This window comes from Variovorax sp. LjRoot175, assembly GCF_964253805.1.
Classification (GTDB): domain Bacteria; phylum Pseudomonadota; class Gammaproteobacteria; order Burkholderiales; family Burkholderiaceae_C; genus Variovorax.
On the sequence record NZ_CAXURY020000001.1, the window covers coordinates 1,307,375 to 1,320,575 of the forward strand.

The 13,201-nt window shown below is 66.2% G+C and carries 14 protein-coding genes; 6 read left to right on the plus strand and 8 right to left on the minus strand.

The window, feature by feature from the left end:
* Positions 1-4 precede the first annotated feature (4 nt).
* A complete protein-coding gene (locus tag ACSQ89_RS06575) occupies positions 5-1,042 on the minus strand; it encodes a bifunctional riboflavin kinase/FAD synthetase (RefSeq protein ID WP_436293853.1) in 1,038 nt (345 codons plus the stop codon).
* Between the two features lie 165 nt (positions 1,043-1,207).
* Between ACSQ89_RS06575 and ACSQ89_RS06580 the strand changes: the two genes are divergently transcribed.
* On the plus strand, positions 1,208-1,765 hold the full coding sequence (locus tag ACSQ89_RS06580) for an HNH endonuclease (RefSeq protein ID WP_093108941.1): 558 nt from the start codon (positions 1,208-1,210) through the stop codon (positions 1,763-1,765).
* Positions 1,766-1,786: 21 nt separating this feature from the next.
* On the opposite strand, the gene ACSQ89_RS06585 is transcribed toward ACSQ89_RS06580, so the two are convergent.
* The 3 genes from ACSQ89_RS06585 to ACSQ89_RS06595 all read right to left on the minus strand — a co-directional run bounded on the left by ACSQ89_RS06585 (position 1,787) and on the right by ACSQ89_RS06595 (position 5,572).
* Positions 1,787-3,166 (minus strand): alpha/beta fold hydrolase, encoded by a 1,380-nt coding sequence (locus ACSQ89_RS06585; RefSeq protein WP_436293852.1) that lies wholly within the window; start codon positions 3,164-3,166, stop codon positions 1,787-1,789.
* An 84-nt stretch (positions 3,167-3,250) separates the two neighbouring features.
* Positions 3,251-4,366, minus strand: a complete 1,116-nt coding sequence (locus ACSQ89_RS06590) for an acyl-CoA dehydrogenase family protein (RefSeq protein WP_436293851.1) — start codon at positions 4,364-4,366, stop codon at positions 3,251-3,253.
* A 24-nt stretch (positions 4,367-4,390) separates the two neighbouring features.
* Positions 4,391-5,572: an acyl-CoA dehydrogenase family protein gene (locus ACSQ89_RS06595; protein WP_093108938.1), complete on the minus strand. Its 1,182-nt coding sequence runs from the start codon at positions 5,570-5,572 to the stop codon at positions 4,391-4,393.
* 143 nt (positions 5,573-5,715) lie between these two features.
* On the opposite strand from ACSQ89_RS06595, the gene purN reads away from it, so the two are divergent.
* Both purN and ACSQ89_RS06605 read left to right on the plus strand, forming a co-directional pair.
* On the plus strand, positions 5,716-6,300 hold the full coding sequence (gene purN / locus ACSQ89_RS06600; RefSeq protein WP_436293850.1) for a phosphoribosylglycinamide formyltransferase: 585 nt from the start codon (positions 5,716-5,718) through the stop codon (positions 6,298-6,300).
* A gap of 34 nt (positions 6,301-6,334) precedes the next feature.
* Positions 6,335-6,673 (plus strand): I78 family peptidase inhibitor, encoded by a 339-nt coding sequence (locus ACSQ89_RS06605; protein WP_170855666.1) that lies wholly within the window; start codon positions 6,335-6,337, stop codon positions 6,671-6,673.
* Between the two features lie 19 nt (positions 6,674-6,692).
* Here the strand turns inward: ACSQ89_RS06605 and ACSQ89_RS06610 are convergent, their stop codons facing one another.
* Positions 6,693-6,929 (minus strand): DUF1653 domain-containing protein, encoded by a 237-nt coding sequence (locus ACSQ89_RS06610; protein ID WP_436293849.1) that lies wholly within the window; start codon positions 6,927-6,929, stop codon positions 6,693-6,695.
* Between the two features lie 35 nt (positions 6,930-6,964).
* On the opposite strand from ACSQ89_RS06610, the gene ACSQ89_RS06615 reads away from it, so the two are divergent.
* The 3 genes from ACSQ89_RS06615 (at position 6,965) to ACSQ89_RS06625 (ending at position 11,450) form a co-directional block, all read left to right on the plus strand.
* Positions 6,965-8,821, plus strand: coding sequence for a M48 family metalloprotease (locus ACSQ89_RS06615; RefSeq protein WP_436293848.1), 1,857 nt, complete (start codon positions 6,965-6,967; stop codon positions 8,819-8,821).
* Between the two features lie 11 nt (positions 8,822-8,832).
* The gene (locus ACSQ89_RS06620; RefSeq protein WP_436293847.1) at positions 8,833-10,104 is read left to right on the plus strand and encodes an RsmB/NOP family class I SAM-dependent RNA methyltransferase; all 1,272 of its coding nucleotides are present in this window, start codon (positions 8,833-8,835) and stop codon (positions 10,102-10,104) included.
* Between the two features lie 131 nt (positions 10,105-10,235).
* Positions 10,236-11,450, plus strand: a complete 1,215-nt coding sequence (locus ACSQ89_RS06625) for a DesA family fatty acid desaturase (protein ID WP_093108933.1) — start codon at positions 10,236-10,238, stop codon at positions 11,448-11,450.
* 107 nt (positions 11,451-11,557) lie between these two features.
* Here the strand turns inward: ACSQ89_RS06625 and rpmG are convergent, their stop codons facing one another.
* From rpmG to trxB, 3 genes are all read right to left on the minus strand, one after another.
* On the minus strand, positions 11,558-11,731 hold the full coding sequence (rpmG, locus tag ACSQ89_RS06630) for a 50S ribosomal protein L33 (protein ID WP_007830291.1): 174 nt from the start codon (positions 11,729-11,731) through the stop codon (positions 11,558-11,560).
* Positions 11,732-11,742: 11 nt separating this feature from the next.
* Positions 11,743-11,976 (minus strand): 50S ribosomal protein L28, encoded by a 234-nt coding sequence (rpmB, locus tag ACSQ89_RS06635; protein WP_007830293.1) that lies wholly within the window; start codon positions 11,974-11,976, stop codon positions 11,743-11,745.
* Positions 11,977-12,156: 180 nt separating this feature from the next.
* Positions 12,157-13,119, minus strand: coding sequence for a thioredoxin-disulfide reductase (gene trxB / locus ACSQ89_RS06640; RefSeq protein WP_436293846.1), 963 nt, complete (start codon positions 13,117-13,119; stop codon positions 12,157-12,159).
* Positions 13,120-13,201: the final 82 nt, after the last annotated feature.

The following is a 13,201-nucleotide window of genomic DNA, read 5'->3' on the forward strand; positions in this document are numbered from 1 at the left end:
AGGGCTAAATTCGGTCGCGCGTGGTCTGGCGATGGGTTTCGGCGTGGGTGGAAGCAAAGAACGCACGTGCGTCGCGGCCATCCTTCGCGATGCCCGCCGTGAGGGCCTCGAGGCTGGTGTAGCGCAATTCGTCGTGCAGTTTGTGCAGCAGTTCCACGCGCACGATTTTACCGTAGGCCCCTTCCGCGCCGAGGTGGGCCGGCCAATCGAGGCAATGGGTCTCCAAGAGCACCCGGCCGGCGTTGACATCATTGGCGTCGAGCGAGGGACGCACGCCGAGGTTGGCGACGCCATGCAGTGGTGCATTGCCGAGACCGTGCACCAGCACCGCGAAGATGCCGCTGGCGGCCGGCTTCCAGTGCTTGAAGCGCAGGTTGAGGGTGCGGAAGCCGTCGTCGCGGCCGGGCTCCGAGGCGCCCAGAGCGCGGCCGAGCTTGCGGCCGTGCACCACATGGCCGGAGATCGCATAGGGCCGGCCGAGCAGGGCCTGCACGTCACCCATCCGGCCTTCGGCCAGCGCCTCGCGCACGGCGGAGCTCGAGACGCGCAGGCCGTGCACTTCGTAGCTCATCATCCGCGCCACGTCGAAGCCATGCCGGTCGCCGGCTTGGTCGAGCATCGCGTAGTCGCCGGCGCGCTTGGCGCCGAAACGGAAGTCGTCGCCGACCAGCACGTAGCGCGCGCCCAAGCCCTCGATCAGCACGTGCTGGATGAATTCGTCGGGGGTCTGCGAGGCGAGGCGGGCATCGAAAGGCAGCACGATGGTCTGTGCCACGCCGCTGGCCGCCAGCTCGCTGAGCTTGTCGCGCAGCGTGCCGATGCGCGCCGGCGCCAGTTCGGGTCGCTTGTTGACGGCGGCGAAGTAGTCGCGCGGATGCGGCTCGAAGGTCAGCACGCAGCTGGGCAGCCCGCGCAGGCGCGCCTCGGTGTTGAGCAGCCCCAGCATGGCCTGGTGGCCACGGTGCACGCCGTCGAAATTGCCAATGGTCAGGGCGCAGGCCGGAGCCACACCCGGATGCCTGAAACCCCGGAAAACCTGCATCGGTTGATATCTTTTTGATAGCGCTTTGCGCCCGCCGAATGGGCCCATTCGGGGCTTTTTGTCACAAAGCCGGTATATTGTGACGCAGTGCGTCATCCGCAAGCCCTCCGGCAGGCGTGATGGCCTGGTCTTTCCGTGGTTCTTCTTTTGTCGAGGAGGCGTGTGGTGAAGGTCTTGAAGTTGTCGGCCCAAGGGCTGCCCCAATCGTGGATTTCGCTCGAACAGGCGGTGATCCACTACGCGGCGGACGAAGTGCGCTGGGAAGTCGGCGCGCAGGTCGCGCTGTTCCGCGGGGGCCACAACGCGATCACGGGCGAGCAGTCGCAGATCGCGGTCAACAGCATCATCGGCACCAAGGGCGTGCCGCGCATCAACCCCTTCACGCAGCGCCCCGGCCTCACCAACAGCAAGCTGTTCGCACGCGACCGCAACGTCTGCGCCTATTGCGGCGGCCACTTCCACGAGGAAGAACTCACGCGCGAGCACATCATCCCGTTCGCGCAGAACGGCATCGACACCTGGATGAACGTGGTCACGGCCTGCAAGCCCTGCAACCACCGCAAGAGCAGCCGCACGCCCGAGCAGGCCAACATGCCGCTGCTCTACGCGCCTTACGTGCCCAGCCTGTGGGAAGACTTCATCCTGCGCAACCGCCGCATCCTGGCCGACCAGATGGAGTTCCTGATGGCGCACTTGCCGCACAGCTCGCGGCTGCACGGCTAGCGCCGGGCCGATCTCGATCCGCTAGTAGGTCAGCTCGAGCACGCTGACATCGCCCTGTGCCGCCGGCCAGCTCTGGCCGGCCACGCGTTCGCCATTGAACTCGGCCACGACGCTGCGCAGCGCATCACTTGAAAGCTTGAGCTTCGAGCTCGACACGCCCGCGCCCTGCGGCGGCACACCAGGCAGCGTGGCCTGGCCGTCGAAGCGCATGGCGTCGCGCTGGGCATCGAAATAGCCGCGCGGCCGCGTGAAGACGACCAGCGTCTTGGCGTCGCGATCGGCTTCGGCGATGCGCTCGGGCCGCAACTGCACCACGGTGCTCGAACGCGGGAAGGGACTGCGATAGATGTGCGTGGTGGCATAGCCCGGTGCGCTCAGCACGAATTCGTAGGCCGTGGCCGGTTGCGCGTTGAAGGGGCCCCAGCGGCCGTCCTGCGCGATGGTCTGTTCCCACGCGGCTGCGCCGCGGCGTGCGCCGGTCGCGGTATCGACCGCGAAGACCGCGAGCCGGGCGCCGGCGAGCGGCAGGTTGTTGACGAAGGTGCCGCTCGCGGGATGGAGCGGATCGAGCCCCAGGCCCGTGACCTTGCCCGACAGCGTGATCGTCGATTCGGCCACCGGTTGCAGCGTGCGCGGGGCCTCGCCGGTCAGGAAGCGCCAGCCCGCATCGAAGGCGGCCGGCGAGAACGAAGTTTCGCGATGGTCGACGCGCGGAAGCGCCACGTTGGTCGCGCCTTTGAGCGCCGGACCGTCGAAGCCGATGTTCGTGGGCGTGCCCTTGGCGCCGATCCACACGCCGTCGGGCTGTGCGTACTTGTCGTTGTTGTCGGAGCGCACGGTCAGCCACTTCACGCCCGGCGTGACCTCGTCGCCGGCCCCGTTCTTCGGTGCGTTGAGCCGCTGCATGAAGGGGCTCAGGCCGGAGAACTCGTTGCCCTCGCGCAGCCCCTTGACGGCCCAGATGCCGTGCGCCGGGTTGCCGCCCAGTACCACGTGGCTCACGACCTGGTCGCCACCGCCGTTCTGCACGTAGTTGCGGATCGTGTTGCCGCCGCGCGAGTTGCCGATCAGGACGACCTTGCTGGCGCCCGTGGTCTTCAGCACGCGCTCGACCTCCGCTTTCAGGAAGGCCATCGACTCGGCGGTCGAACTGCGCCCCGGCTGCGCCACCGCATCGTCGTCGCGCGCCAGCGGAAAGGGCTGGTCGACCGTGAAGAGCCGTTCGCGCGGCCAGCCGTTCGATTCGAAGCGCCACAGCGTCGTCTGCCACAGTGCGGCGGAGTCGCCGTTGCCGTGCATGAACACGATCGGCGGCCGCTCGCTGGAAAGAGGCGCGGTGTTGCAGGCGGCGAGCATGGTCGTGGCGAGGCAGAGGGCGATCAGATGACGGCGAGTGTGCATGGGCAGGCTCCAATACAAAAAAGCGCCCGCGAGCGCAGGGCTGGCGGGCGCGGTGCTATCGGGAAAAGATAGCAGTTCCGTGTGTCAGGCGAAGACGCCGGCTGTGTCCTGCATGCGCGACGATACCTCGCCCAGGTGGTGCAGCGTATCGCCGAAGCTCATCTCCAGCTGCGTCAGCTTCCTGAAGTAGTGGCTCCCGATGTACTCGTCGGTCACGCCGATGCCGCCGTGCAGTTGCACCGACTGCTGGCTGATGAAGCGCATCGACACGCCCAGCTGGTACTTGGCGCGCGCGGCGCCCTGGCGGCGCTCGGCGGCCGGTGCGTTGAGTTTCAGGGTTGCGTAGTAGCTCATGGAGCGCGCGAGTTCGAGCTGCATCTTCATGTCGGCCACGCGGTGGCGCAGGGCCTGGAAGCTCGCGATCGCCACGCCGAATTGCTTGCGCGTGTTCATGTACTCGACCGTGAGGGCGAGCGTCTTGTCCATTACGCCAACGGCTTCGGCGCAGGCCGCGGCGATGCCGATGTCGACCGCGTGTTCGAGTGCGGGCAGGCCATCCTTCGTGATGAGGGTAGCGGCGGCCTTGTCGAACGCGACTTCGGCGGCGCGGCTGCCGTCCTGCGTGCCGTAGCCGCGTGCGGCCACGCCGTCTTCGGAACGCGGGACGAGAAAGAGCGCGATCCTGCCGTCCAACTGCGCGGGGACGATGAAGGCATCGGCCTCGTCGCCGGCCGGCACCACGCTCTTGCTGCCGTTCAGGCGATAGCCATCGCCGTCCTTGACCGCGCTGGCCTCGCAGACGTCGAGTCGATAGCGCGCCTTGCGTTCCTGGTGTGCGAGCACGACCAGGGCCTGTCCGCCTGCGATGCGCGGCAGCCAGCTGTCCTTGGTGTCCTCGTCGGCATGCGCTGCGAGCACGGCACCGGCGATGAAGGACTGGGCGAGCGGCTCCAGCACGATGCCGCGCCCCAGCTCCTCCATCACGACCATGCCCTCGACCGGCCCCATGCCGAGGCCGCCCTCGTCTTCGGGAATGTAGAGACCGCACAGGCCCAGTTCGGCCAGCTCGTCCCAGGCTTCGCGCGAGAAGCCGCCGGCGGCCTCGATGCCGCGGCGGCGCTCGAAGCCGTAGCCTTTTTCGACCCACTTGGCGACGGCGTCGCGAAGCTGTTGCTGGTCATCGCTGAAATTGAAGTCCATTGTCTTGATCCTTGATGCCTGCGTTCAGCCCAGAACGGTCTGGGCGACGATGTTGCGTTGCACCTCGTTGCTGCCGCCGTAGATGGTGGTCTTGCGCATGTTGAAGTAGGTCGTCGCGAGCGGCGCCACTTCGGCGTGGCCGCCGGGGAAGTCGCCTTGCCAGCCGGCTGCCATGGCTTCGCGGATCAGCGGCAGCGCGAAGGGGCCGGCCGCCAGCATCATGAGTTCGGAATAGCGCTGCTGGATCTCGCTGCCCTTGATCTTGAGCAGGCCCGCGATGTCGAGCGAGTTCTTGCCCGAGGTGGCGGCCGAGAGCACGCGCAGCACCAGCATCTCCAAAGCGATCACGTCGACCTCGAGCTTGGCGATCTCGTCGCGGAAGCGCTGGTCTTCCCAAACGCCCTCGCGTTTGGCAATGCGCTTCAGGCGCTCCAGCTCGCGCTTGGCGCGGTTCGCATCGGCGATGTTGGTGCGTTCGTGCGAGAGCAGATGCTTGGCGTAGGTCCAGCCCTTGTTTTCTTCGCCGATCAGGTTCTCGGCCGGCACTTCGACGTTGTCGAACCAGACTTCGTTGACCTCATGGCTGCCGTCGAGCAGCTTGATCGGTCGCACCGTGACGCCGGGTGACTTCATGTCGATCAGCAGGAAGCTGATGCCGGTCTGCGGCTTGCCCTCGTTGCTGGTACGCACCAGGCAGAAGATCCATTCGCCGTACTGGCCGAGCGTGGTCCAGGTTTTCTGGCCGTTGACGATGTACTTGTCACCCTTTCGTTCGGCCTTGGTCTTCACCGAAGCGAGGTCGGAACCCGAGCCGGGCTCGCTGTAGCCCTGGCTCCACCAGACCTCGCCGCTCGCGATGCCGGGCAGGAAGCGCTTCTGCTGCTCGGCATTGCCGAAGGCCTGGATCACCGGCGCCACCATGACTGGACCGAAGGGGACGATGCGCGGCGCGCCGGCCAGCGCGGTTTCTTCCTCGAACAGGTGCTTCTGGATCGCGCTCCAGCCGGGGCCGCCGAATTCGGTCGGCCAGCCGTAGCCCAGCCAGCCCTTCTTGCCGAGGATCTTGGCCCAGCGCTGCAAGTCTTCGCGCGTGAGTTCCAGTGCGTTGTGCACCTTGTGGGAGATGTCTTGGGGAAGGTTGTCTTTGACCCAGGCGCGAATCTCTTCGCGGAACTTCTGTTCTTCGGGCGTGAAGCTCAAATCCATGCTTGCCTCGCTGTGTTGATCGAGCGCCGCGGAGGCGGCGCGTCCGTCGGACCGATTGGTTTTAGCACGGTCGTGCTAGTTCGCGGTGTCCGCGCCGCGACAAATGGGATCGGTGGAAACGAGCACAGATAATCCCGCCTCCCATGAAGAACATCGTGATCCTGATCTCCGGCAGCGGCTCCAACATGGCGGCCATCGTGCGTGCCGCCGCGCGTGAGCGCTGGGCGCAGCGCTTCGGTGCGCGCGTCGCAGCGGTCATCAGCAACAAGGCGGGGGCGCCGGGTCTCGCTTTGGCGCAGGCGCAAGGCATCGCGACCGCGGTGATCCCGCACCAGGACTTCGCCACCCGCGAGGCCTTCGATGCGGCGTTGGCCGATGCCGTCGATGCGCATGCGCCGGCGCTGGTGGTGCTTGCGGGATTCATGCGCATCCTCACGCCGGGCTTCGTGGCCCGCTATGAAGGGCGGCTGATCAACATCCATCCTTCGCTGCTGCCGGCCTTTCCGGGGCTGCATACTCACCGCCGCGCGATCGAGGCGGGCTGCCGGGTGGCAGGCGTGACGGTGCACCAGGTGACGGTCGAGCTCGACCATGGGCCGATCCTCGCGCAGGCGGTGGTACCGGTCCTGCCGGACGACACGCCCGAGACGCTTTCAGCCCGTGTGCTGGCGCAGGAACATAGGGTTTACCCGCAAGCCATTGCGGACTGGCTTGATGAAACAAAATGACACAATCTGGTTTTCCCCGCTCGGAGAATCGTTTGTGAGAAGCCGTCACCTGTTGCTGTCCGCGCTGGCTGCCGCCGCGCTGTTGTCCGGCTGCGCCACTCCTGCACCTGCGCCCGCTCCGGCGCCAGCGCCCGCACCGGTGGCTGCCGCCCCGGCGCCCGCGCCGCAAGCGCAATGCAACGCCGACGGCGCCAAGTTCGCGATCGGCCAACCCGCCTCGGCGCAGCTCGAGGCCGCGGCCCGCGTCCGCGCCGGCGCTGAGAGTGTGCGCATCCTCACGCCCAACCAGGCGGTCACGATGGAATTCAACGCGGTCCGGCTCAACCTCGTCGTCGATGCGCGCAACCGCGTGACGGCGGTGCGCTGCGGCTGAAGGTCGTTCTGGCTTTCCTCTAGCCGAGCTTGACGAAACGCAACTGTGGCAAGCCGTCGATCTCCACGGTCTCGCCGAACATCGCCGCCGGGCGTACCCACAGCCCGCGCGCGCCGTAGAGCGCTCGATACAGCGTCATCGGCTCCAGCGTCTCGCTGTGGCGCACGGTGCCGAGCACTTCGTATTCGCCGCCCTTGTAATGCCGGTAGCGGCCGGGCGGTGTTTCGATCAGGGGCGGAAGCTCGTCGTCGGTCACGCTGGGCATTGTCCTCAAGGGATTGAAAGGTCGAGATGGATCGAGCCGATTTTGTTCATCTGGTCCGATTGAGCGAGCATGCCAGCGCGGACGACAGCAACGGCTACCGGCGCGGCGTCGCTGCTTTCGCCGCACTGGGCTATCTGTGGGTGATTGCATGCCTCGCGCTCGCGGTCGGCATCATCGCCTGGGTCGTTGCGTCGATGGGGCAGGGGCGCTTCAATTTCACGCGCGGCTGGCTTCTGCTCTTCGCGCTGGGCCTGCTGTGGGCCACGCTGCGTGCGCTGTGGGTGCGCTTCGACGAGCCCGAGGGCGTGCAGCTTGCGCGCGAGGATGCGCCGGCGCTTTTCGAGGCACTCGACCGCATCCGACAGAAGATCGATGGCCCGCCGGTCCATCACGTCTACCTCGACAGCGAGTTCAACGCCAGCATCCGCCAGCTGCCGCGCTTCGGTCTCTTCGGGGGTGCGGTCAACTACCTGAGCGTCGGATTGCCGCTCCTGATGGCGCTGGACAAGCGGCGCCTGCTGTCGGTGCTGGCGCACGAGTACGGCCACCTGCGCGGGAACCACGGCAAGCTGAGCGCCTGGATCTACCGCACGCGCTTGTCCTGGCTCAAGCTCGATGCCAGCCTGCAGAACGACGAGGGCGTGATGGCGCTGGCCTCGCAGGCCTTTTTTCGCTGGTACTTCCCGCGCTTCGCTGCCAAGACCTTTGCGCTGGCGCGGCAGGACGAGTACGAAGCCGACCGTGTCTCGGCCCGCCTGCTCGGGCCCGGCGTGGCCGGTGCGGCATTGACCGAGATCGCCGTCAAGAGCACCTGGTATGCGGATGCCTTCTGGGCCGGGCACTGGGCGCGCGCTGCCCAGGAGCCGTTGCCGGCCGGGCCCTTCTCCGCGATGGAAGCCCAGCTCTGCGCGCCCGTCGCTCCCGATCTGGCGCGCGAGGCGCTGCGCAGCGCGCTGCGGCGTGTGAGCGATGTCGACGACACCCATCCGGTGCTGCGCGACCGGCTCGAAGCGCTCGATGAGAAGGCCGCGCTGCCGGTCTGGTCGGCGAAGTCGGCGCTCGAATTGCTGGCCGACAAGGCGAAATGGATCGCGTACTTCGATGGGGAATGGCGCCGCACGCATGCGAGCGACTGGAAGCAGCATCACGCCTACCTCGCACGCGTGCGGGAACGCGTCGCCGCGCTGGCCGGCAGCGCCGGACGCAACAACGCCGACGAGATGGTCGAGTGGGCCGATTGCGAGCGCCGTATCAATGCAGTCGCCGATGTGCGCGGCCGCTACGAACGCGCGTTGCAGATCACGGCGGACCACCCGGGCGCGCTGCGCGGCCTGGCGCAGACGCTCCCGCCCAAGGATCGCGCTGCGCGCCTTGCCGTGCTGGAGCGGCTCCACGCGTCGAGCACCGCGAGCCGCTGGTGGGCCGGCAAGACCGCCGTCGCGCTGCTCGAGGATCCCGATGCCGGGCCGCACGACGAGCCCGCGCTCAAACTGTGGCGCGAGCGGGCCAAGGCGGCCGAGGCGGCCGAGCAGCGCGCCTGGGAGGAGATCACCAGTACGCCCTTCTTCAGCCAGATCGCGCGCCATGACTTGAGCGAGTTCGAGCTCGGCGAGTTGAGAGCCGACCTGGTCCGTTGCAGCCCGATCTCGCGGGCCTGGCTGGTACGCAAAAACTTGCGCGAATTCCCATGGCGCCGCGCCTACGTCGTATTCGTCGAACTGCCGGGGCTGCCCGACGAGGAGCGCTGGAACCTGTGCCGCCAGCTCGAGCAGACCTTGAGCCTGCCCGGCGCCGCGCTGGTGCTGTGGGCCGGGCATTCGCCCACCCTCGCGGAAATCGAGCGTCAGGCCTTCGGGCCGGTCTGGACGCGCACGGCCGGCTGAGACAATGGGGCATGCACCCCAAAGCCCTTCTCGAGGCCTGCGCCGATCTGGTCGGCCTCGTCCTGAAATTCGATCACCCTGCCGACCAGGTCGTTTCCCGCTTCTTCCGTGAGCACCGCGAGTTCGGACCGCGCGAGCGCGCCACGCTGGCCGAGACGGTCTACACCGTGTTGCGCAAGAAGCTCCTCTTCGATCATCTGTCGCCCTCCGGCAGCGGGCCGAAGGAACGGCGCATGGCCATCCTCGGATTTCACGGTCCGCGCGATTTCCTGAAGAGCGCGCTCAGCGATGTCGAAAAGCGCTGGCTCGACAACTGCGACGCCGTCAAACCCGACGACCTGCTGGAGCGCCATCGCCACAACCTGCCCGAATGGCTGGTGGCGCCACTCAAGGCACAGCTGGGCGACGGATTCTGGCCGTTGGTGGAAAGCCTGCAGCAGCCCGCGCCGCTCGACCTGCGGGTCAATGCGCTCACCGACAAGCGGCCCGATGTGCAGAAAGAGCTTGCGCTGGCCGCCATCAAGGCGGTCGCGACGCCGTTCTCGCCCTGGGGCCTGCGCATCGACGGCAAGCCCGCGCTCGCGAAGCTCGATGCTTTCGCGCGCGGCGCGGTCGAGGTGCAGGACGAGGGCTCGCAGCTGCTGGCGCTGCTGCTCGATGCCAAGCGCGGCGAAATGGTGGTGGACTTCTGCGCCGGCGCGGGCGGCAAGACGCTTGCCATCGGGGCCACGATGCGCAACACCGGCCGGCTCTACGCCTTCGACACCTCGGCGCACCGGCTCGATGCGCTCAAGCCGCGCCTGGCGCGCAGCAAGCTCTCGAACGTGCATCCCGCCGCCATCGCCCACGAGCGCGACGAGCGCATCAAGCGCCTGGCCGGCAAGATCGACCGGGTGCTGGTCGATGCGCCATGCTCGGGCCTGGGCACGCTGCGGCGCAATCCGGACCTCAAGTGGCGGCAGTCGCCGAAGTCGGTCGAGGAATTGACAGCGAAGCAGACGGCGATTCTTCAGAGCGCCGCGCGGCTCGTGAAATCGGGCGGCCGCCTTGTCTACGCCACCTGCAGCGTGCTGCCGGAGGAAAACGAGGCCATCGCCGAGGCCTTTGGCGCCGCCAACCCGGATTTCGAGCCGCAGGACGCCGTGGAAGTGCTGAGTGGCCTGAAGGTCGCGGGCGCCGAAGGCCTCGGTGCCGGCGGCGAAGGCGGCAAGCGCTATCTGCGCCTCTGGCCGCACCGTCATGCCACCGATGGTTTCTTTGCCGCGGTCTGGAACCGGAAGTAGGCAAGAAGACCCAAAGAAGAGCGATAACTTGCGCTGGATCGAGGATTTAGCCCCCTTTTCGGGGCCGAAGCCTTAAAATCACAGGTTACCTGAAGGCTGCACCTTCGTGCGGCCATGGAGTACCGAACTCAATGTTGCTTCCTGACTCTGCCGTTCTGAGCGCGGCCATCGAATGGCTCGGACACGGCTTGTGGGATCTCGCGTGGTGGCAAGTCGTGCTGTACACGCTGTTCACCACCCACATCACGATCGCCGCGGTCACGATCTTCCTGCACCGCACGCAGACGCACCGGGCCATGGATCTGGGCCCGATTCCTTCGCATTTCTTCCGTTTCTGGCTCTGGCTGGGCACCGGCATGGTGACCAAGGAGTGGGTGGCGATCCACCGCAAGCACCACGCCAAGTGCGAAACCGAAGAAGACCCGCACAGCCCGCAGGTCCGGGGCATCGACGAAGTGCTGTGGCGCGGCGCCGAGCTCTATCGCGCCGAGTCGAAGAACAAGGAAACGATGGAGCGCTACGGCCATGGCACGCCGGACGACTGGCTCGAGCGCAACCTCTATTCGCGCTACAGCTGGCAGGGCGTGGGCCTGATGCTGGTGCTCAACCTGGCGCTCTTCGGCACGCTCGGGATGGCCGTGTGGGCGGTCCAGATGCTCTGGATCCCGATCACGGCGGCCGGCGTGATCAACGGCATCGGCCACTACTGGGGCTACCGCAACTTCGAGGCGCCCGACGCCAGCCGCAACATCATGCCCTGGGGCCTGATCATTGGTGGCGAGGAATTGCACAACAACCATCACACGTACCCGACCTCGGCGAAGTTCTCCGTCAAGAAGTACGAGTTCGACATCGGCTGGGTCTACATCCGCTTGATGCAGAAGCTCGGCTGGGCCAAGGTCAAGAAGGTGCCGCCGAAGATGCAGCTGGGCGACATCCAGCCGGTGGCCGACCAGAAGACCCTCGAGGCTGTCATCGCCAATCGTTACGAAGTGATGGCCGGCTATGCGCGCGAAATGCGCCGTGCCACCAAGGCAGAGCTGGCGTCGCTGAAGGCCAAGGGTGCCGATCTGTCGGTGCTGAAGGCCGCCAAGCGTTGGTTGCACCGCGACGACGACAAGGTGCCCGCTGCAGCCCGTTCAAACCTGGTGCAGGCACGTGCTGCGCACCCGGTGCTCGACAAGATGGTGACGATGCGCGAAGAACTTCGTCAGCTGTGGCTCAACACCTCGCAGTCGCGCGAGCAACTGGCCGCCGATCTGGCTGCCTGGTGCCACCGTGCCGAAGCCAGCGGCATCGCAGGGTTGCGTGAGTTCTCCACCCGCCTGCGCGCGGCGCGCGCCTGACGGGCAACCTTTTGCCTCGATCCAAAGCCGGCCTGCGGGCCGGCTTTTTCTTGGGCAACAAAAAACCCGCTGGATCGCAGCGGGTTTTTTGTTTGAAGCCAGCCGAATTACTTCAGCTTGATTTCCTTGTACTCGACGTGCTTGCGCGCCTTCGGGTCGAACTTCATGATCGACATCTTTTCGGGCATCGTCTTCTTGTTCTTGCTGGTCGTGTAGAAATGGCCGGTACCCGCGGTGGATTCCAGCTTGATCTTTTCGCGTCCGCCTTTGCTCGTTGCCATGGTTCAGCTCCTTAAGCTTGGCCGCGTGCACGCAGGTCTGCGAGCACGGCGTCGATGCCGTTCTTGTCGATCAGGCGCAAAGCGGCGCTCGAAACACGCAGGCGCACCCAGCGATTTTCGGTCTCGACCCAGAAACGGCGGTATTGCAGGTTCGGCAGGAACCGGCGCTTGGTTTTGTTGTTGGCGTGGGAAACGTTGTTTCCGACCATCGGGCCTTTGCCCGTTACATCGCATACGCGTGCCATGTGGACACTCTTTCTTGAACAGCTGGCACCGGGCGCAAGGTGATTGCGGGGTGGGTTGCAGCTTGACCTCGCCAGAAACGGGTGGCGGTACCCCGGCTTGCCGTGAGTTCCGGGCCCTCGAGAACAAGGGCCGAATTCGGCAAAGCCTGGGATTATAGCCTCATCCGCTCTATGAGTGGTTCAAAGCGTGCCGTCCTGCTCCAGGAAACGCTGGGCATCGAGCGCCGCCATGCAGCCGGTGCCCGCACTGGTGATGGCCTGGCGGTAGACGTGGTCCTGCACGTCGCCGGCCGCGAAAACGCCCGGAACGCTGGTCATGGTCGCAAAGCCCTGAAGGCCCGAGCGGGTGAGGATGTAGCCGTCCTTCATCTCGACCTGGCCCTGAAAGATGTCGGTGTTCGGGTGGTGGCCGATGGCGATGAAGCAGCCCTTGAGATCGATCTGCTCGGTCGCGCCGGTCTGGGTGTTCTTGAGGCGGATGCCGGTCACGCCCGTGTCGTCGCCCAGCACCTCGTCCAGCGTGTTGTGCACCCTGAGCTCGATCTTCCCTTCGGCGGCCTTTTCGTGGAGCTTGTCGATCAGGATCGGCTCGGCGCGGAACTTGTCGCGGCGATGCACCAGCGTCACCTTCTTGGCGATGTTCGAGAGATAGAGCGCCTCTTCGACCGCGGTATTGCCGCCGCCGACCACGCAGACTTCCTGGTCGCGGTAGAAGAAGCCGTCGCAGGTCGCGCAGCCCGAGACGCCGCGGCCCATGAAGTGCTGTTCGGAGTCGAGCCCGAGGTACTTGGCCGAAGCGCCGGTGGCGATCACGAGCGCATCGCAGGTGTAGGTGCCGCTGTCGCCGGTCAGGGCGAAGGGGCGCTTGCTCAGGTCGACCTTGTTGATGTGATCGAACACGATCTCCGTCTTGAAGCGTTCGGCGTGCTCCAGGAAGCGCTGCATGAGGTCAGGGCCCTGTACGCCATTCACATCGGCCGGCCAGTTGTCGACGTCGGTGGTCGTCATGAGCTGGCCGCCCTGGGCGATGCCGGTGATCAACATGGGTTGGAGGTTGGCGCGGGCCGCATAGACGGCGGCGGTATAACCGGCCGGGCCGGAGCCCAGAATAAGAACCTTCGCGTGGCGTGGGGAGGACGACATGAGTAGAAAACCTAGGATTGACGCTGCATCAGCGTGTACATTTTCAGGGTGATAGATATGGAGTATCACCGTTCGGTTCAAG